Below are 15,224 nucleotides of genomic sequence, written 5' to 3' on the forward strand. Positions count from 1 at the left end.
TGCTTCAGGCCTCGATGACGCCCGCGTACAGGCCCGCCGCGCCGAGCAGGTACACGGTCAGCACCGCGACCGTCCCCCACACCAGCAGCACGACGAACGAGCCCCGCCGGGCGTGGCGCGTGACGAGGACCGCCACCGCCAGGCACACCGCGCCCACCAGCCAGCCGGGCGCGCCGAACAGCGGCCACGCCAGGGCCCCGGCCGCGGTCGAGAGCAGCAACTGCCAGCCCGTCGCGCGCCCGCCCAGCCGGCGCGTCAGCCGCTCGCCGAGGAGCACGGCCGGCAGGACGAGGAACGCGGAGACCGCGACGGCCGGAACCAGTGCCAGCACCATCAGGAACGGGAGCGCGAGGAGCGTCAGCGCGCTGACACGCTCCTCCCCCGGCTCCGCCTGCCCCGGGTCCCCGAACAGCGCGAGCAGTAGCAGTGCCAGCGCCGCTTCCAGGGCCAGCGCCAGCACCGAGACCCACAGCATCCGGAGGGTCGTACGCCCCTCGCCGCGCACCTTCCCGGCACCTTCCGCGGGACCGCTCATCGACGATCACCCCCCGGCGGTCATCATGCTCCCGCCGGTGACGGCGCCTCCGTCCGGGGTCGCCTGATCACCAGCGCCATCAGGGCAGCCGCCGCGCACAGCGCGCCCGACGCGTACCAGACGAGGTCGTACGTGCCGAAGACGTCGCGGGCCACGCCGCCCGCGAAGGCGACCACCGCCGCGCCCACCTGGTGGGAGGCGAGGACCCAGCCGAAGACGATCGCCGAGTCCTCGCCGTAGTGCTCGCGGCACAGCGCGATCGTCGGCGGCACCGTGGCCACCCAGTCCAGGCCGTAGAAGACGATGAAGAACAGCATCGGCGGGTGCACGGTGGGCGCGAGCAGCAGCGGCAGGAAGAGGAGCGAGATGCCGCGCAGCGCGTAGTAGACGGCCAGCAGGCGGCGCGTCTCGAAGCGGTCGGTGAACCAGCCCGAGGCGATCGTGCCGACGACGTCGAAGACGCCGATGACGGCGAGCAGTCCGGCCGCCGCCGTGACCGGCATCCCGTGGTCGTGGGCGGCGGGCACGAAGTGCGTCTTGACCAGGCCGTTCGTGGACGCGCCACAGATCGCGAAGGTGCCCGCGAGGAGCCAGAAGGGGCCGGTGCGGGCCGCCTTGAACAGGACGGTGACCGCGCGGCGGGCCGCGCCCGGGACCGGGGCGGGCTTGTCGGCGTACTCCCCGCCGTACGGCGCGAGCCGCACGTCCGCCGGGTGGTCGCGCAGCAGCAGCCACACGAAGGGGACGACCGCGAGGGCGGCGAGCGCCACCGTCACGGCGGCGGGGCGCCAGCCGTGGTGCTCGACCAGCCAGGAGAGGAGGGGGAGGAAGACGAGCTGCCCGGAGGCCCCGGCCGCGGTGAGGATGCCGGTCACCAGGCCCCGGCGGGCGACGAACCACCGGTTGGTGACGGTCGCGGCGAAGGCGAGGGCCATGGAACCGCTGCCGAGGCCGACGAGGACGCCCCAGTAGAGGACGAGTTGCCAGGCGGCCGTCATCCACACGGTGAGGAGCGAGCCGACGGAGATGACCGTCAGGGCGACGGCGACGACCCGGCGGATGCCGAAGCGGTCCATGAGGGCGGCGGCGAAGGGGGCGGTGAGGCCGTAGAGGGCGAGGTTCACCGAGACGGCGAAGCCGATCGTGCCGCGCGACCAGTCGAACTCCTCGTGGAGCGGCTCGATCAGGAGGCCCGGGAGCGACGCGAAGGCGGCCGCGCCGATGATCGTGACGAAGGTGACCGCCGCGACGAACCAGGCGCGGTGGACACGGGACGTGCGGGGGGTACGGGGGGCCGGGCCGTCGGGCGTACGGGCGGGCGTCTCGGTTGTCTGGGCCATGCCACCGAGCATCCCGGCCCGCCCGCCCCCCGGCCATTGGCCCGGACGACAGCTTTCGAACGGATCGGGACATGGCAGCCCCTAAGAAGCCCACAACCCCCACCCCCGCCCCCGCCCCCTACACCCTCGGCAGCGTCCTGATCGGCCGCACCACCAGCAGCGCGCCCACCACGAGGACCGCGATCCCCGCCCCCGTGAGCAGTACCTCCTCCGTGCCGACCGCCGCCGCGACCGGCCCGGACAGCGTGCGGCCGACGCCCATCATCAGGAGCGAGCCGGCCACGTCGTACGCGTGCATCCGGTTCAACGCCTCCTGCGGTACGTGCGTCTGGACGGCCGTCGACCACATCACCAGCCAGAAGGCGAAGGCCGCCCCGCCGATGAACTGGCCGGCGCCGAGCAGCGCGACCGGTGCGCCGAGGCCGAGGAGGGCGAGGTTCACGGGGAGGCCGAGGAGGGCGACCGCTCCCGAGGCGAGGGGGCGGCGGGGGCGGAGCCGGAGGGCGAGCAGACCGCCGACGGCGCTGCCCGCCCCGTTGACGGCCATGAGCACGCCGTACGTGGCCGAGCCGTGGTCCTCGGTGACCAGGCTCGCGGTGAGCGGCACCATGGGTCCGGCGACGGTCAGCCCGTACACCGTCCAGATGGCGATCACCCCCCAGAGCCAGTTTCTGGCCCTGAACTCGCGCCAGCCGCCCGCGAGTTCCACCCCGAGGGAGTCGCGCTTCCGCGAGTCGGAGGGCAGCGGGGCCAGCCGCATGAGGGCGAGGCAGAGGGCGCTGACCGCGAAGGTGACGCCGTTGACGGCGAAGGCCGCGCCGGCGTTCCACGCGGCGACGAGCAGACCGGCGGCGGCCGGACCCGCCATGATCATGAGGGCTTCGACGACCCGGAGGACGGCGTTGGCGCGCTGCACGTCGGGGGCGATGCGGGGGATGGTGGAGGCGACGCCCGGCTGGAAGAGGGCGGCGCCGACACCGCTGAGGACGGAGAGCGTGTAGACCGCCCACAGGGGTGGGCTGCCGAGCGCGAAGGAGACGGCGAGGACGGCCGTGCCGGGCAGTCGCAGCAGGTCGGCGAGGATCATCATGCGACGGGCGGTGAACCGGTCGGCGAGGACGCCGCCGAAGAGGACGAAGAGCGCGAAGGCGGCCGTCCAGCCGCCGAGCGCGTAGCCGACGGTGGCGCCGGAGTGTCCGGCGCCGAGGAGCCCGGCGGCGAAGGCGACCGGGACCATGCCCTCGCCGAAGACGGCGACGGCCCGGGCGACGAAGAAGAGCCGGAAGGTACGGTTCCACAGTGCGGGCGGCCCGGCCGGGGCGGGAATCCGCTCCGCGGCCTCAGACTTGTACGTGTTGTCCTTCACGGACAGCTGACCTATCACCCAGGTGGTCTGGACCACCAGTGATTTTCCGACCACCCGCGCAGTTCCGGAGGGAGCACCGCCCGTGCCGTCGCGACCCCACCCGCCCGTGCCGTCCCCGTCGGCGCCGCCCGCGCCGACCGTGCCGGCGCCGCACCGCGTCGCCGTTCTCGCGCTGCCCGGCCTCCTCCCCTTCGAGCTGGGCATCCCGCACCGCATCTTCGGCCGCGCCCGGGACGCCGAGGGCCGCCTGCTCTACGAGATCGTCACCTGCGCCCCGGTCGCCGGGCCCGTCCCCACCGACGCCGACTTCTCCGTGCACGTGGAGCACGGCCCGGAGGTGCTCGCCACCGCCGACACCGTCGTCGTGCCGGCCTCGTACGAGCTCGGCCCGGTCTACGACGAGGGCAGGCTCACCGGGGAGTTGGCCGCAGCCCTGTCCCACATCCGGCCCGGCACGCGGCTCGTCTCCATCTGCACCGGCGGGTACGTGCTCGCCGCCGCCGGCTTCCTCGACGGCCGTCCGGCCACCACCCACTGGTCCTCCGCCGCGCACTTCCAGCGGCTCTTCCCGCGCGTACGCGTCGACGCGGACGTCCTGTTCGTCGACGACGGCGACGTCCTCACCTCGGCGGGCGTGGCCGCCGGGATCGACCTGTGCCTGCACATCGTGCGCCGCGACCACGGCACGGCCGTCGCCAACGACGTCGCCCGCAGGACCGTCGTACCGCCGCACCGGGACGGCGGCCAGGCGCAGTACATCGAACGGCCCCTGCCCGAGGCCGGCACCCACACCACGACCACCGCGCGGGCCTGGGCCCTCGCCCACCTCCACGAGCCGATCCAACTGCGGGACCTGGCCGAGAAGGAGGCGATGAGCATACGGACGTTCACCCGCCGCTTCCGCGACGAGGTCGGCGTCAGCCCCGGCCAGTGGCTCACCCAGCAGCGCGTCGAACGCGCCCGGCACCTCCTGGAGTCCACCGGGCTGCCCGTCGACCGGGTCGCGCGGGACGCGGGCTTCGGCACGGCCCAGTCGCTGCGGGTGCATCTGATGAGCGCGATCGGGGTGACGCCGACGTCCTACCGGCGCACCTTCCGGACGGCCGCCTCGGAGACCTCCCCCTGAGGTTCCGGTTCCTGCCGCACGAGCCGCCGCTCCCCCACCGCGCCGACCACCGTGAGCAGCACGGTCAGAGCGACCCCGCAGAGGATCGCCGTCGACGGCGCCACGACCTTGAGCAGGCCGCCCGCCAGGGTGCCGCTCGCCGCGTACCCGGCGCCGACGGCCGCGTACATCACCGAGTACCCGGCGGCGAGCGCGGACGGCGGCAGGAGCTGTCGCAGGGCCAGGTTCCGGGTGAGCATGGCGGGGGCCTGGAGGAGCCCGGCGGCGACCAGGGCCACCGCGATCGCCGCCGTCCACGGCAGGACGGCGACCAGGGCGACGCCCGAGGCGACCGCGAGGACCAGGACGAGCGACTGGACGGCCAGCGGGCCCGGCCAGTGCCCCCGCAGGCCGTAGAGGAACGCGCCGACCGCCGATCCGATCGAGAACCCGGCGAGCAGGGGGCCCGCCCAGCCGATGCCGATCCCGCGCTGTTCGAGGAGGGCGGGCAGGATCAGTTCGGCGAGCGCGAGCAGCGTCAGGCCGGCCGCCCCCAGGACGTACACCGGCCAGGCCCGCAGCAGCGACCGCCGCAGCGAGGTGCCGTCCTCCTTCGCGGCCTGCCGCCAGCCCTGCGGCAGCGCCCAGAGACCGGGGACGGACACGGCCATCAGCACCGCCATGAGCAGCAGGGGCACGGCGGGGTCGACGCCGAGCGCGAGACCGGCGGTGAGGGCGGGCGCGGCCGCCCAGATGCCGAAGGTCAGCACCGACTCCATGCTCATCGCCTGGGTGACGGCCCGCTCGGGGACCAGGCTGGTGAGGAGGGCCCGGAGCCCGCCGGGCACGGCGGCGGGCCCGGCGCCGGCGAGGAGGGCGAGGGCGGCGAGCACGACGGGATGCGCGTGCGGGGCGAGGCCCAGGCCCGCGAACCCGGCCGCCCCCACCGCGAGTCCGGCGACGAGCTGGGGCCGGGCCCGTTCGGCGTTCATCCGCAGGCCGAGGAGGGGTGCGGCGATGATCTCGCCGATGACGTACGCGGCGGCGAGCACCGCCCCGAGCGAGTACCCGCCGGGCCGCTCGCGCACCAGGAACACGAGCGCGAGCGGCGCCATGGCCACGGGGAGCCGTCCGGCGACGGTGACGGCCGACCAGACGAGGACGGGGCGGGTGGCGAGTTCGCGGTAGGACATGCCGAGGACCGTAACGACGTACGCCCCCGGTGCCCACCCTGTTTCGCCGGAGGACCGGGGTGCCGGGCCGCCGTGGTGCCCGGCCGCCGTGGTGCCCGGCCGGTCTCGCCGGAGGACCGGGGGGCCGGGCCGGTCTCGCCGGAGGACCGGGGGCCCGGCCGCCCCCGTTCCCGGCCGGTCTCGCCGGGGCCCCGGTCAGAAGGTCAGGACCCCCCGGGCGACCTTGCCCCGTTCGGCGTCCTCGACGGCCCGGGCGAACTCCTCCACCGGGTAGGTGACGGTGACGAGTTCGTCGAGGAGCAGCCCACCCGACAGGTACAGCTCGGCGTACAGCGGGATGTCCCGCTGCGGTCGGGAGGAGCCGTAGCGGCAGCCGAGGACCGACTTGTCGAGGAACATCGCGGCGGGCAGGAAGGTGGCCTCCGCCTTCGGCGCGGTCATGCCGAGGAGGATCGCCTGCCCGTGCCGGTCGAGGAGGTCGATGGCCGTCCGGACGAGCTCCGTGTGGCCGACGCACTCGAAGACGTGGTCGGCGCCGGTGGGCAGGATCTCCCGCACGCCGTCGGTGGAGGTGAGGAAGTGGGTCGCCCCGAAGCGGCGGGCCATCTCCTCCTTCGCCGGGTTGGTGTCGACGGCCACGATCGTCGGGGCGCCCGCGATCCGGGCGCCCTGGAGGACGTTGAGCCCGATGCCGCCGGTGCCGATGACGACGACGGTCTCGCCCCGGCCGACCCCGGCGCGGTTGAGGACGGCGCCGACGCCGGTGAGGACGCCGCAGCCCATGAGGGCGGCGGAGGTCAGCGGGATCTGCTCGGGGATCTTCACGGCCTGCACGGCCCTGACGACGGTCCGCTCGGCGAACGACGAGTTCGAGGCGAACTGGTAGAGGGGGCGGCCGTCCTGGGAGAACGGCCGCGTGGGCATCCCGATGGCCTTTCGGCACATGGTGGGCCGCCCCCGGTCGCAGTCGGCGCACGCGCCGCAGTTGGCGAGGGTGGAGAGGGCGACGTGGTCGCCGGGCCCGACGTGGGTGACGCCGGGGCCGACGGCCTCGACGACGCCGGCGCCCTCGTGCCCGAGGACGACGGGCACGGGGAAGGGGATCGTCCCGTCGACGACGGAGAGATCGCTGTGGCAGAGGCCGGCGGCGGCGATCCGCACGGACACCTCCCCCGCCCCGGGCGCCCGCACCTCCAGGTCGTCGACGACCTGGACCCGCTTCCCGTCGAACACCACGCCCCTCATGACGCCTCCCCCGTGCCGGCGTTGGGGCGGGCGCCCGCCGCGGCGGCCCGCGCCATCTCCTCCAGGCGGGTCAGCATCGGCATCGGGTCCACGCCCACCGTCCCCGGCAGGAAGTCCGCGATGCGTTCCGGGGTCCACGCGCCGCCTTCCGCGTAGCCCGCGCGGAGCTCCCTGGGCTGGGCCCAGACCGCGATCTTGGGGCCCGCGATCGTGTAGACCTGGCCGGTGATCCTCTCCTCCCGGGCCCGTTCGGAGAGCAGGTAGACGACGAGCGCCGCCACGTCCTCCGGTTCCCCGATCTCCTTGAGCTCCATGGGGACGTTCGCCGACATCCGGGTCCGCGCCACCGGCGCCACGGCGTTGGCGGTGACCCCGTACTTGTGGAGGCCGAGCGCCGCCGACCGTACGAGGGAGATGATCCCGCCCTTGGCCGCGGAGTAGTTGGCCTGGGCCACCGAGCCCTGGTGGTTGCCGCTCGTGAAGCCGATGAGGGTTCCGGTGCCCTGGCGGCGCATGACCGCCGAGGCCGCCCGGAAGACGGTGAAGGTGCCCTTGAGGTGGGTGGCGACGACCGGGTCCCACTCCTCCTCGGACATGTTGAAGAGCATCCGTTCGCGCAGGATGCCCGCCACGCAGACGACCCCGTCGAGTCGCCCGTACTCCGCGAGGGCGAGGTCGACGACCCGCTGTCCGCCCGCCATCGTCGAGATGTCGTCGGCGACCGCGACCGCCGTGCCGCCCGCGGCCTCGATCTCCTTCACGACGGAGAGCGCGATCTCCGAGGTCGGTTCGCCGCCTTCGATCGAGACCCCGTAGTCGTTGACGACGACCTTCGCGCCCTCCGCCGCGCAGGCGAGGGCGACGGCGCGGCCGATGCCCCGTCCCGCGCCCGTCACGGCGACGACCTTGCCAGCCAAGAAGTTCCCCACGCCCGGCCCCTTCCCGCAGTTTCTGACGGTCCGTTAGATTCTTGCGTCGTCAGGATTCTACGGTCCGTCAGTTACCGGTCCACAAGACCCCGGAGGCCCCCGATGTCTCTGCCCGCCGCATTCCACGAGATCGCCAAGCAGGTCAACAACTGGGGCCGCTGGGGCCAGGACGACGAGATCGGCACGCTCAACCTCGTCACGGACGAGGTCGTGCGGGACGCCGTCGCCACCGTCCGGTCCGGCCTCCGCGTCCCGCTCGCCGTCGACCTGAAGCAGGACGGCGTGCAGACCGGCATGATCCCCGGCCGGGTCAACCCGCTCCACGTCATGATCCAGGTCAACCAGGAGCTGTTCGGCCCCGGCACGGTCGCCACCAGCGACGACGCCGTGACCTTCGGCCTCCAGGCCGGCACCCACTGGGACGCCCTGACGCACGTCTCCCATTCGGGCCGCATCTACAACGGCCGGCCCGCCGACTCCATCACCCCGCACGGCCGCTCCGCGTTCAGCGGCATCCACACGGCCCGCCATCTCGTCTCGCGCGGCGTCCTGCTCGACGTGGCCGCCGCGAAGGGGGTGGAGCGGCTGCCGGGCGGCCACGCCGTCACCCCGGAGGACCTGGACGAGGCGGCCGAGTTCGGCGGGGTGACCGTCCGGTCCGGTGACGTCGTGCTCGTACGGACGGGTCAGATCCGGCTGTACCTGGCCGGGGACCGGCACGGGTACGCCTTCCCGTCACCCGGCCTGTCGGTCCGTACGCCGGAGTGGTTCCACGCCCGGGACGTCGCGGCCGTCGCCAACGACACCCTCACCTTCGAGATCTTCCCGCCCGAGATCGAGGACCTGTGGCTGCCCGTGCACGCCCTCGACCTGGTCGAGATGGGGATGCTCCAGGGGCAGAACTGGAATCTGGAATCTCTGTCCACAGCCTGTGCACAAGAGCGGCGCTACGCGTTCCTGCTCTCGGCGATGCCCGAACCCTTCGTCGGCGGCACGGGCACACCGGTGGCACCCGTCGCCGTCCTCTGACCCGGCCCCGGACGCGAAGGGACGGCGGCGCGCCCACGCCCACGCGCCCCGAGCGCGGCGCATGGGGGTCCCCCGCGGGCGAACCACCGCGGGGGAGCCGCCATCCGGCCACGACCCGCACACGCCGAGGGCCCCCGGCCCTCGGCTCCCCTCGCCGCGAATCGCTCATCCCAGGGTGGACAGAACCCCACGGATCGTCAACAGTGCACCCGTCCGGGCGACACCGACGCCCCGGTGGTCACCGACGCCCCCGGAACAGGTGAGGGCGCGACCGGAGCCCGGTCCACCTCGCACCAGATGCTCTTGCCCGCGCCCTCGGGCTGCCAGCCCCACCGGTCGGCGAGTCCGTCGACCAGTTCCAGGCCGCGCCCGTTGGTGTCCCCGCCCTTCGCGTGCCGGGGCCGCGGCGGTCGGTCGCTCGTGTCGGCGACCTCGACCCGCACCCCGCCCTCGGCCGCGAACAGCATCCGCAGCACGGCCGGACAGCCGGTGTGCACCACGGCGTTGGTCACGAGCTCGGAGATGATCAGCACCAGCGTCTCGGCCAGCGACTCGTCGTCCCCTATGCCCGATCCGGCGAGCCGCGACCGGGCCCATCTCCGGGCTCGCCCCACCTCCGCCGGGTCCGGCCCGACCTCCAACTGAACCTGAAGCACCTGCACCGTTCACACCATCCGAACCGGCGGACACATCGCCTCGCGCCTCACAGCCATCGACGCCCTAACGGAACGTGATTTCCTTGCGAGACAGCATGGTTGACGTACAGTCACCACAACAAGCGCTTCGGGCATATTCCAGCGCGAAGGAGTACGCGTGGTCCATACTGTGCGACGCGCGCCGCGAGGAGTCGAACAGGAGCGCGCACGGCGCCTCCCGGGGGCGCGAACGGCGCACATTCCCGGGCCCGGAGTCACCTCAGGGGCGACACCGGGACGATCCGGGTCAACGAGCACTCGCATCCCACGGAGCGTACCGGAGCCGGAGGCCGACTCCGGGCCGTGACGGCCGCGCCGCAGGACACAACCCGGTATCGACGTTCCGTGACCTCGCGAGCGCGAAGAGCCACCACCCCCTCACAGGCCGGCCGCGACCGCCTCCTCCGCCCGCGCGGCGGGCAGCCGCAGCTCGGCCCGCACCCAGGCCCGCTTGAGGTGCAGGTGGACGTCCGCCTCCCAGGTGAAGCCCATGCCTCCGTGCACCTGGAGGCAGTCGCGGGCGTTGCCGATCGCGGCCGTGTCGGCGAGGAGCTTGGCACCGGCGATCTCGACCGGGTCGACGGTGAGGGAGGCGGCGCGGACGGCGGCGCGGGCGAGTTCGGTCCGCACGAGCATCCCGGCGCAGAGGTGCTTGACGGCCTGGAACCCCCCGATGGCCTGTCCGAACTGCTCCCGCTCCCGGGCGTACGAGACGGCAGCCCCGGTGGTCGCCTCCGCGCTCCCGACCTGCTCGGCGGCGGTGAGCAGAGCGGCCGTCAGGTCCTCCGCCGGGTCCGGCGGAAGGTCCGTCCCCGCGTCCGACGCGGGGCCGCTCCGGCCGGGCACCCGGTGCAGCGGGGTCAGCGGGTCCACCGACCTCATCGGTACGGCGCCCTCCGCGTCCCCCCGCACCACGTCGGCCTCCTCCAGCCAGGGGACGAGCCCCTCCGCGACCTCGGTGACCACGACGGCCCCCTCCGCCGCCCCGGGGACGGAGCCTGCCGCCAGGTGTGTCGCCACCAGCGGCCCCGGCAGGAGCACCCGCCCGGCCTCCTCGAACACGAGGACGGCCTCCGGGAGGCCGAGCCCCACGCCGCCCTCCGCCTCGGGGAGCCGCAGGGCGAAGAACCCGGCGGCGCCGAGCTCACGCCACAGCTCCCGGTCCAGGGACGGCGCGTCGACGGCCGCCCGGAGCGCCGTCCGGTCGAAGCGGCCTTCGAGGAGGTCCCGTACGCCCCGGCGCAGGGCCCGCTGGTCCTCGGTGAGTCGGAAGTCCACGGGGGTCACCGGCCCTTCGGCAGGCCGAGGACGCGCTCGGCGACGATGTTGCGCTGGATCTGGGAGGTGCCGGCCGCGATCGTGTACGAGAGGGAGGAGAGCCGGTCCAGGGTCCAGTCGCGGCCGAGGTCGAGCGCGTCGGGGCCGAGGACGGCGGCGGCGGCCTCGTACAGCTCCTGGCGGGCGTGCGAGTAGTGGAGCTTGAAGACGGAGCCACCCGCGCCGGGGACGCCGCCGGTCGCCTGGGCCTCGCTGACGTTGGCCTGGACGATCCGCCACAGGGCCCCGAACTCGGCGGAGAGCCTGCCGAGACGGCGCCGCAGGACGGGATCGTCCCAGGTGCCGTTCTTCCGGGCCGCGCGGGCGAGTTCGCCGAGGAGGCGGCGGCAGGCGACGACCTCGCCGACGAAGGCGGTGCCGCGTTCGAAGGAGAGGGTCACCAGGGTGACCCGCCAGCCGTCGTTCTCCTCGCCCACCCGGTTGGCCACCGGCACCCGTACCTCGTCGAGGAAGACCTCCGCGAACTCCGTGGAGCCCGCGAGGGTGCGCAGCGGCCGCACGGTGATGCCGGGCGCGTCCATGGGCATGGCGAGCCAGGTGATGCCCCGGTGTCTGGAGGCCGCCCCCGGGTCGGTCCGGACGAGCAGCTCGCACCAGTCGGCGACCTCGGCGTGCGAGGTCCAGATCTTCTGGCCGCTGACGACGTACGCGTCCCCGTCCCGGACCGCCCGGGTGCGCAGGGAGGCGAGGTCGGAGCCGGCGCCGGGTTCGCTGAAGCCCTGGCACCAGACCTCGTCGCCGCGCAGCACCGGCGGCAGCCAGCGCTCGCGCTGCTCCGGTGTGCCCTCGGCGGCGATGGTCGGCCCGGCGTGGAGGAGGCCGACGAAGTTGGCGCCGACGTAGGGGGCCCCGGCGCGTTCGGTCTCCTCCAGGAAGACGAGCCGCTGGGTCGGGGAGGCGTCCCAGTGCACGTCGGCGTATCCGGCGTCGTGGAGCCTGCGCTGCCAGCCGCAGTCGTAGGCGCGGCGGGCCGGCCAGTCCAGCGGGTCGGGCCGCGCGGGGAGGGTGGGGAGGGTGGCGGTGAGCCACTCCCGCAGCCGGGCCCGGAACCCCTCCTCCTCGCCGGTGTACGTCAGGTCCATCGGGCGCGGTCCCGGTCGAGGTCGAGGCCGAGCATGCGGATGGCGTTGCCGCGCATGAGTTTGTAGACCGTCTCGTCGTCGAGGCCCCGGACGTGGTCGAGGGCGACCTCCTTGGTGTGCGGGAAGGTGGAGTCGACGTGCGGGTAGTCGGTCTCGAAGGTGGCGTTGTCGCGGCCGACGACGTCGAGCGAGGCGATGCCGTGCTTGTCGCGGAAGAAGCAGCAGAAGATCTGCCGGTAGTAGTACGTGGAGGGGGGCTCGGGGATCAGGTCGCGGACGCCGCCCCAGGCGCGGTGCTCCGCCCAGACGTCGTCGGCGCGCTCCAGGGCGTACGGGATCCACCCCATCTGGCCTTCGCTGTAGGCGAGCTTGAGCGTCGGGAACTTCACCAGGACCCCGCTGAACAGGAAGTCCATCATCGAGGCCATGGCGTTGTTGAAGCTGAGGGAGGCCTGGACGGCGGGCGGGGCGTCGGGGGAGGCGGCGGGCATCTGGCTGCTGGAGCCGATGTGCATGTTGACCACCGTGCCGGTCTCCTGGCAGACGGCGAAGAAGGGGTCCCAGTAGCCGGAGTGGATGGACGGCAGTCCGAGGTGGGTGGGGATCTCGGAGAAGGTGACGGCTCTGACCCCGCGGGCGGCGTTGCGCCGGATCTCGGCGACGGCGAGGTCGATGTCCCAGAGCGGGATGAGGCAGAGCGGGATGAGCCGCCCTCCGCTGTCCCCGCACCACTCCTCGACCATCCAGTCGTTGTAGGCGCGGACGCAGGCGAGGGCGACCTCCTTGTCGTGGGCCTCGGCGAAGGTCTGGCCGCAGAAGCGGGGGAAGGTGGGGAAGCAGAGGGAGGCCTCGACGTGGTTGAGGTCCATGTCCTCGAGGCGGGCGGCCGGGTCCCAGCAGCCGCGCCGCATCTCCTGCCGCGTGATGCCTTCGAGGGTCATGTCGTCGCGGTCGAAGCCGACGGCGGCGATGTTGCGCTTGTACGGGAACGTGAGGTCCTCGTAGATCCACCAGTCGGTGGGGGGGCCGTCGGGGTCCATCGTGATCCGGTACTTGCCGGCGACGTAGGCGAGCTCACCGATGCCGGCGGTGAGGGGCCGGGGCCCGCGGTCGCGGTACTTCTTCGGGAGCCAGGTCTCGAAGAGGTGGGCGGGCTCGATCACGTGGTCGTCGACACTGATGATGCGGGGCAGTTCCGTCATGACCCCTCCTTGGTCCGATGGCGTTTCCGACGGAGTTTCTGATGGACCGTCAGATACGGGTTGCGCATCAGGCTAGCCCCGCACCCCTGGACCGACAAGCGGGAGACCCTTACGCTCACCGCACTATCTGACGGAACGTCAGCCAGGAGGGGTACACGGATGACCGAGACCGCACACGCCCTGGGCGGGTCCCGCACGCTCTGGGAGCTCGTCGAACGCCGCGCCGCCCTCACCCCCGACCGGCCCGTCCTCCTCCAGGGAGACCGCGCCCTCACCTTCGGCGGCCTCCGTGACCGCGCCGAACGCTGCGCCGCCGGCCTGTACGCCATGGGGGTGCGCCCCGGCACGGTCGTCGCCTGGCAGCTGCCCACCCGCATCGAGACCGCGGTGCTCTCCTTCGCGCTCGCCCGCCTCGGAGCCGTACAGACGCCCCTGATCCCCTTCTACCGGGACAAGGAGGTCGGATTCGCGCTCCGCGAGTCCAAGGCCGAGTTCTTCGCCGTCCCCGGAGAATGGCGCGGATTCGACCATACGGAGATGGCGGGGCGGCTCGGCGCGCGCGGGGTCTTCGAGGCGTACGGCCCCGGTTCCCTCCCCGACGGCGACCCGGCCGCCCTCCCCCCGCCGCCCTCCTCCGGCACCGACGTCCGCTGGATCTACTGGACCTCCGGCACGACCTCCGACCCCAAGGGCGTCCTGCACACCGACCGCTCGCTCCTCGCGGGTGGCGCCTGCCTCGCCCACGCGCTGCGGCTCACCGACGCGGACGTCGGCTCGATGGCCTTCCCGTACGCGCACGTCGCCGGGCCCGACTACACGGTGATGCTGCTGCTCTACGGGTTCCCGGCGGTGATGTTCGAACAGTTCGCGCTGCCGGAGGCCCTCGACGAGTACCGGCGGCACGGCGTGACGGTGGCCGGCGGCTCCACCGCCTTCTACGCGATGTTCCTCGCCGAACAGCGCAAGCGGCCCGGCGAGCCGGTCATCCCCACCCTGCGGCTGCTCGCCGGCGGCGGGGCGCCGAAACCGCCGGAGATCTACCACGCCGTACGCCGGGAGCTGGGCTGCCAGCTCACCCACGGATACGGCATGACCGAGGTCCCCATGATCACCATGGGCGACCCCGACGACACCCCCGAGAACCTCGCCACCACCGAGGGCCGCCCGCCCGCCGGCATGGAGATCCGCGTCACCGGCTCCGGAGAGGTGCGCCTGCGTGGCGAGGCCGTCTGCCGGGGCTACCTGGACCCGGCCCAGACCGCCGCCGCCTTCGACGAGGACGGCTTCCTCATCACCGGGGACGTCGGACACCTCACCCCGAGCGGCCACCTCGTCCTCACCGGCCGCGTCAAGGACATCATCATCCGCAAGGGCGAGAACATCTCCGCCAAGGAGATCGAGGACCTCCTCCACCGGCACCCGGACGTGGGCGACACCGCCGTCATAGGCCTCCCGGACGCCGAACGCGGCGAACGCGTCTGCGCCGTCGTCGAACAGCCCCCCGGCGCCGCCCCGCTGACCCTTCCGGCCGTCACGGCCTTCCTGCGGGAGGCGGGCCTCTCGGTCCACAAACTGCCGGAGCAGCTGGAGGTGGTCGACGCCCTCCCCCGCAACGAGACCCTGCGGAAGGTGCTCAAGTACCGGCTCAGGGAGCGATTCGCTCCGTCCCGATGAGGTCCGCCCTGGTCACCCCCACCGCGTCGGCGTCGACCTCCACGACACCCGTCTCGGTCAGCGCCGCCGTCACGTCCTCGTACACCTCGAAGAGCCGCCGGACGCCGAGCGCGTCGAGCACCCGGCCGACGTGGCCGTCCCGGTCCTCGGGAAGGATCAGCCGGAGACGGCCGCCGCAGGAGCGGAGCAGCCGGCGGGTGGCGATCAGCATGCCGACCCCGCTGGAGTCGCAGAAGCGGACGCCGGACAGGTCGACCACCAGGTCGTGACGGCCGCACGCCACGGCGTCGTGGACGCGCCGGCGTATGCGGGGGGAGGTGACCAGGTCCAGTTCCCCCCGGACACGGAAGACCGTCCAGGAGCCGTACTCGTTCTCGTCGACCTCGATCGTCGTCACCCTCGCCGCCTGCCCCGCACGAACCGGTCGAAACCCCCGAGGGCGGGGATGACGCGTTCCTTACCATCCGGGTCCGCGTCAAGGGCGCACTTGA

14 protein-coding genes are annotated in these 15,224 nt (G+C 73.4%); 3 read left to right on the top strand and 11 right to left on the bottom strand.

The window, feature by feature from the left end:
* Nucleotides 1–4 precede the first annotated feature (4 nt).
* The 3 genes from ACRRSS_RS32880 to ACRRSS_RS32890 all read right to left on the bottom strand — a co-directional run bounded on the left by ACRRSS_RS32880 (nt 5) and on the right by ACRRSS_RS32890 (nt 3,247).
* The gene (locus ACRRSS_RS32880; protein WP_435974642.1) at nt 5–535 is read right to left on the bottom strand and encodes a hypothetical protein; all 531 of its coding nucleotides are present in this window, start codon (nt 533–535) and stop codon (nt 5–7) included.
* Nucleotides 536–558: 23 nt separating this feature from the next.
* Nucleotides 559–1,875, bottom strand: coding sequence for an MFS transporter (locus ACRRSS_RS32885; RefSeq protein WP_435974643.1), 1,317 nt, complete (start codon nt 1,873–1,875; stop codon nt 559–561).
* 118 nt (nt 1,876–1,993) lie between these two features.
* Nucleotides 1,994–3,247, bottom strand: coding sequence for an MFS transporter (locus ACRRSS_RS32890; RefSeq protein WP_435975483.1), 1,254 nt, complete (start codon nt 3,245–3,247; stop codon nt 1,994–1,996).
* A 133-nt stretch (nt 3,248–3,380) separates the two neighbouring features.
* Here ACRRSS_RS32890 and ACRRSS_RS32895 point away from each other — a divergent pair, with 133 nt between their 5' ends.
* Nucleotides 3,381–4,367, top strand: coding sequence for a GlxA family transcriptional regulator (locus ACRRSS_RS32895; protein ID WP_435975484.1), 987 nt, complete (start codon nt 3,381–3,383; stop codon nt 4,365–4,367).
* On the opposite strand, the gene ACRRSS_RS32900 is transcribed toward ACRRSS_RS32895, so the two are convergent.
* The 3 genes from ACRRSS_RS32900 to ACRRSS_RS32910 form a co-directional block, all read right to left on the bottom strand.
* The gene (locus ACRRSS_RS32900) at nt 4,322–5,539 is read right to left on the bottom strand and encodes an MFS transporter (protein WP_435974644.1); all 1,218 of its coding nucleotides are present in this window, start codon (nt 5,537–5,539) and stop codon (nt 4,322–4,324) included. The two genes, ACRRSS_RS32895 and ACRRSS_RS32900, sit on opposite strands and share 46 nt — an antisense overlap.
* 195 nt (nt 5,540–5,734) lie before the next feature.
* The gene (locus ACRRSS_RS32905) at nt 5,735–6,784 is read right to left on the bottom strand and encodes a Zn-dependent alcohol dehydrogenase (protein WP_435974645.1); all 1,050 of its coding nucleotides are present in this window, start codon (nt 6,782–6,784) and stop codon (nt 5,735–5,737) included.
* The gene (locus tag ACRRSS_RS32910; RefSeq protein WP_435974646.1) at nt 6,781–7,713 is read right to left on the bottom strand and encodes an SDR family oxidoreductase; all 933 of its coding nucleotides are present in this window, start codon (nt 7,711–7,713) and stop codon (nt 6,781–6,783) included. The genes ACRRSS_RS32905 and ACRRSS_RS32910 overlap by 4 nt, the downstream gene beginning before the upstream one ends.
* Nucleotides 7,714–7,815: 102 nt before the next feature.
* On the opposite strand from ACRRSS_RS32910, the gene ACRRSS_RS32915 reads away from it, so the two are divergent.
* Nucleotides 7,816–8,742, top strand: a complete 927-nt coding sequence (locus ACRRSS_RS32915) for a cyclase family protein (RefSeq protein WP_435974647.1) — start codon at nt 7,816–7,818, stop codon at nt 8,740–8,742.
* 197 nt (nt 8,743–8,939) lie between these two features.
* On the opposite strand, the gene ACRRSS_RS32920 is transcribed toward ACRRSS_RS32915, so the two are convergent.
* The 4 genes from ACRRSS_RS32920 to ACRRSS_RS32935 all read right to left on the bottom strand — a co-directional run bounded on the left by ACRRSS_RS32920 (nt 8,940) and on the right by ACRRSS_RS32935 (nt 13,059).
* Nucleotides 8,940–9,404, bottom strand: coding sequence for an ATP-binding protein (locus ACRRSS_RS32920; protein ID WP_435974648.1), 465 nt, complete (start codon nt 9,402–9,404; stop codon nt 8,940–8,942).
* Between the two features lie 411 nt (nt 9,405–9,815).
* Nucleotides 9,816–10,715, bottom strand: a complete 900-nt coding sequence (locus ACRRSS_RS32925; RefSeq protein WP_435974649.1) for an acyl-CoA dehydrogenase family protein — start codon at nt 10,713–10,715, stop codon at nt 9,816–9,818.
* A gap of 5 nt (nt 10,716–10,720) precedes the next feature.
* Complete coding sequence (locus ACRRSS_RS32930; protein WP_435974650.1) at nt 10,721–11,857, bottom strand: acyl-CoA dehydrogenase family protein; 1,137 nt, start codon at nt 11,855–11,857, stop codon at nt 10,721–10,723.
* A complete protein-coding gene (locus ACRRSS_RS32935; RefSeq protein ID WP_435974651.1) occupies nt 11,848–13,059 on the bottom strand; it encodes an amidohydrolase family protein in 1,212 nt (403 codons plus the stop codon). The genes ACRRSS_RS32930 and ACRRSS_RS32935 overlap by 10 nt, the downstream gene beginning before the upstream one ends.
* A gap of 159 nt (nt 13,060–13,218) precedes the next feature.
* On the opposite strand from ACRRSS_RS32935, the gene ACRRSS_RS32940 reads away from it, so the two are divergent.
* The gene (locus ACRRSS_RS32940) at nt 13,219–14,733 is read left to right on the top strand and encodes a class I adenylate-forming enzyme family protein (RefSeq protein ID WP_435974652.1); all 1,515 of its coding nucleotides are present in this window, start codon (nt 13,219–13,221) and stop codon (nt 14,731–14,733) included.
* Here ACRRSS_RS32940 and ACRRSS_RS32945 read toward each other — a convergent pair.
* A complete protein-coding gene (locus tag ACRRSS_RS32945) occupies nt 14,705–15,130 on the bottom strand; it encodes an STAS domain-containing protein (RefSeq protein ID WP_435974653.1) in 426 nt (141 codons plus the stop codon). The genes ACRRSS_RS32940 and ACRRSS_RS32945 overlap by 29 nt on opposite strands.
* Nucleotides 15,131–15,224 lie beyond the last annotated feature (94 nt).

It is taken from the genome of Streptomyces sp. Qhu_M48 (assembly GCF_051305195.1).
Lineage (GTDB): Bacteria > Actinomycetota > Actinomycetes > Streptomycetales > Streptomycetaceae > Streptomyces.

Coding starts and splice junctions, on each gene's coding strand:
- ACRRSS_RS32930 (WP_435974650.1), bottom strand. CDS start 11,857: ATGGACCTGACGTACACCGGCGAGGAGGAGGGGTTCCGGGCCCGGCTG.
- ACRRSS_RS32885 (WP_435974643.1), bottom strand. CDS start 1,875: ATGGCCCAGACAACCGAGACGCCCGCCCGTACGCCCGACGGCCCGGCC.
- ACRRSS_RS32915 (WP_435974647.1), top strand. CDS start 7,816: ATGTCTCTGCCCGCCGCATTCCACGAGATCGCCAAGCAGGTCAACAAC.
- ACRRSS_RS32935 (WP_435974651.1), bottom strand. CDS start 13,059: ATGACGGAACTGCCCCGCATCATCAGTGTCGACGACCACGTGATCGAG.
- ACRRSS_RS32940 (WP_435974652.1), top strand. CDS start 13,219: ATGACCGAGACCGCACACGCCCTGGGCGGGTCCCGCACGCTCTGGGAG.
- ACRRSS_RS32905 (WP_435974645.1), bottom strand. CDS start 6,784: ATGAGGGGCGTGGTGTTCGACGGGAAGCGGGTCCAGGTCGTCGACGAC.
- ACRRSS_RS32900 (WP_435974644.1), bottom strand. CDS start 5,539: ATGTCCTACCGCGAACTCGCCACCCGCCCCGTCCTCGTCTGGTCGGCC.
- ACRRSS_RS32880 (WP_435974642.1), bottom strand. CDS start 535: ATGAGCGGTCCCGCGGAAGGTGCCGGGAAGGTGCGCGGCGAGGGGCGT.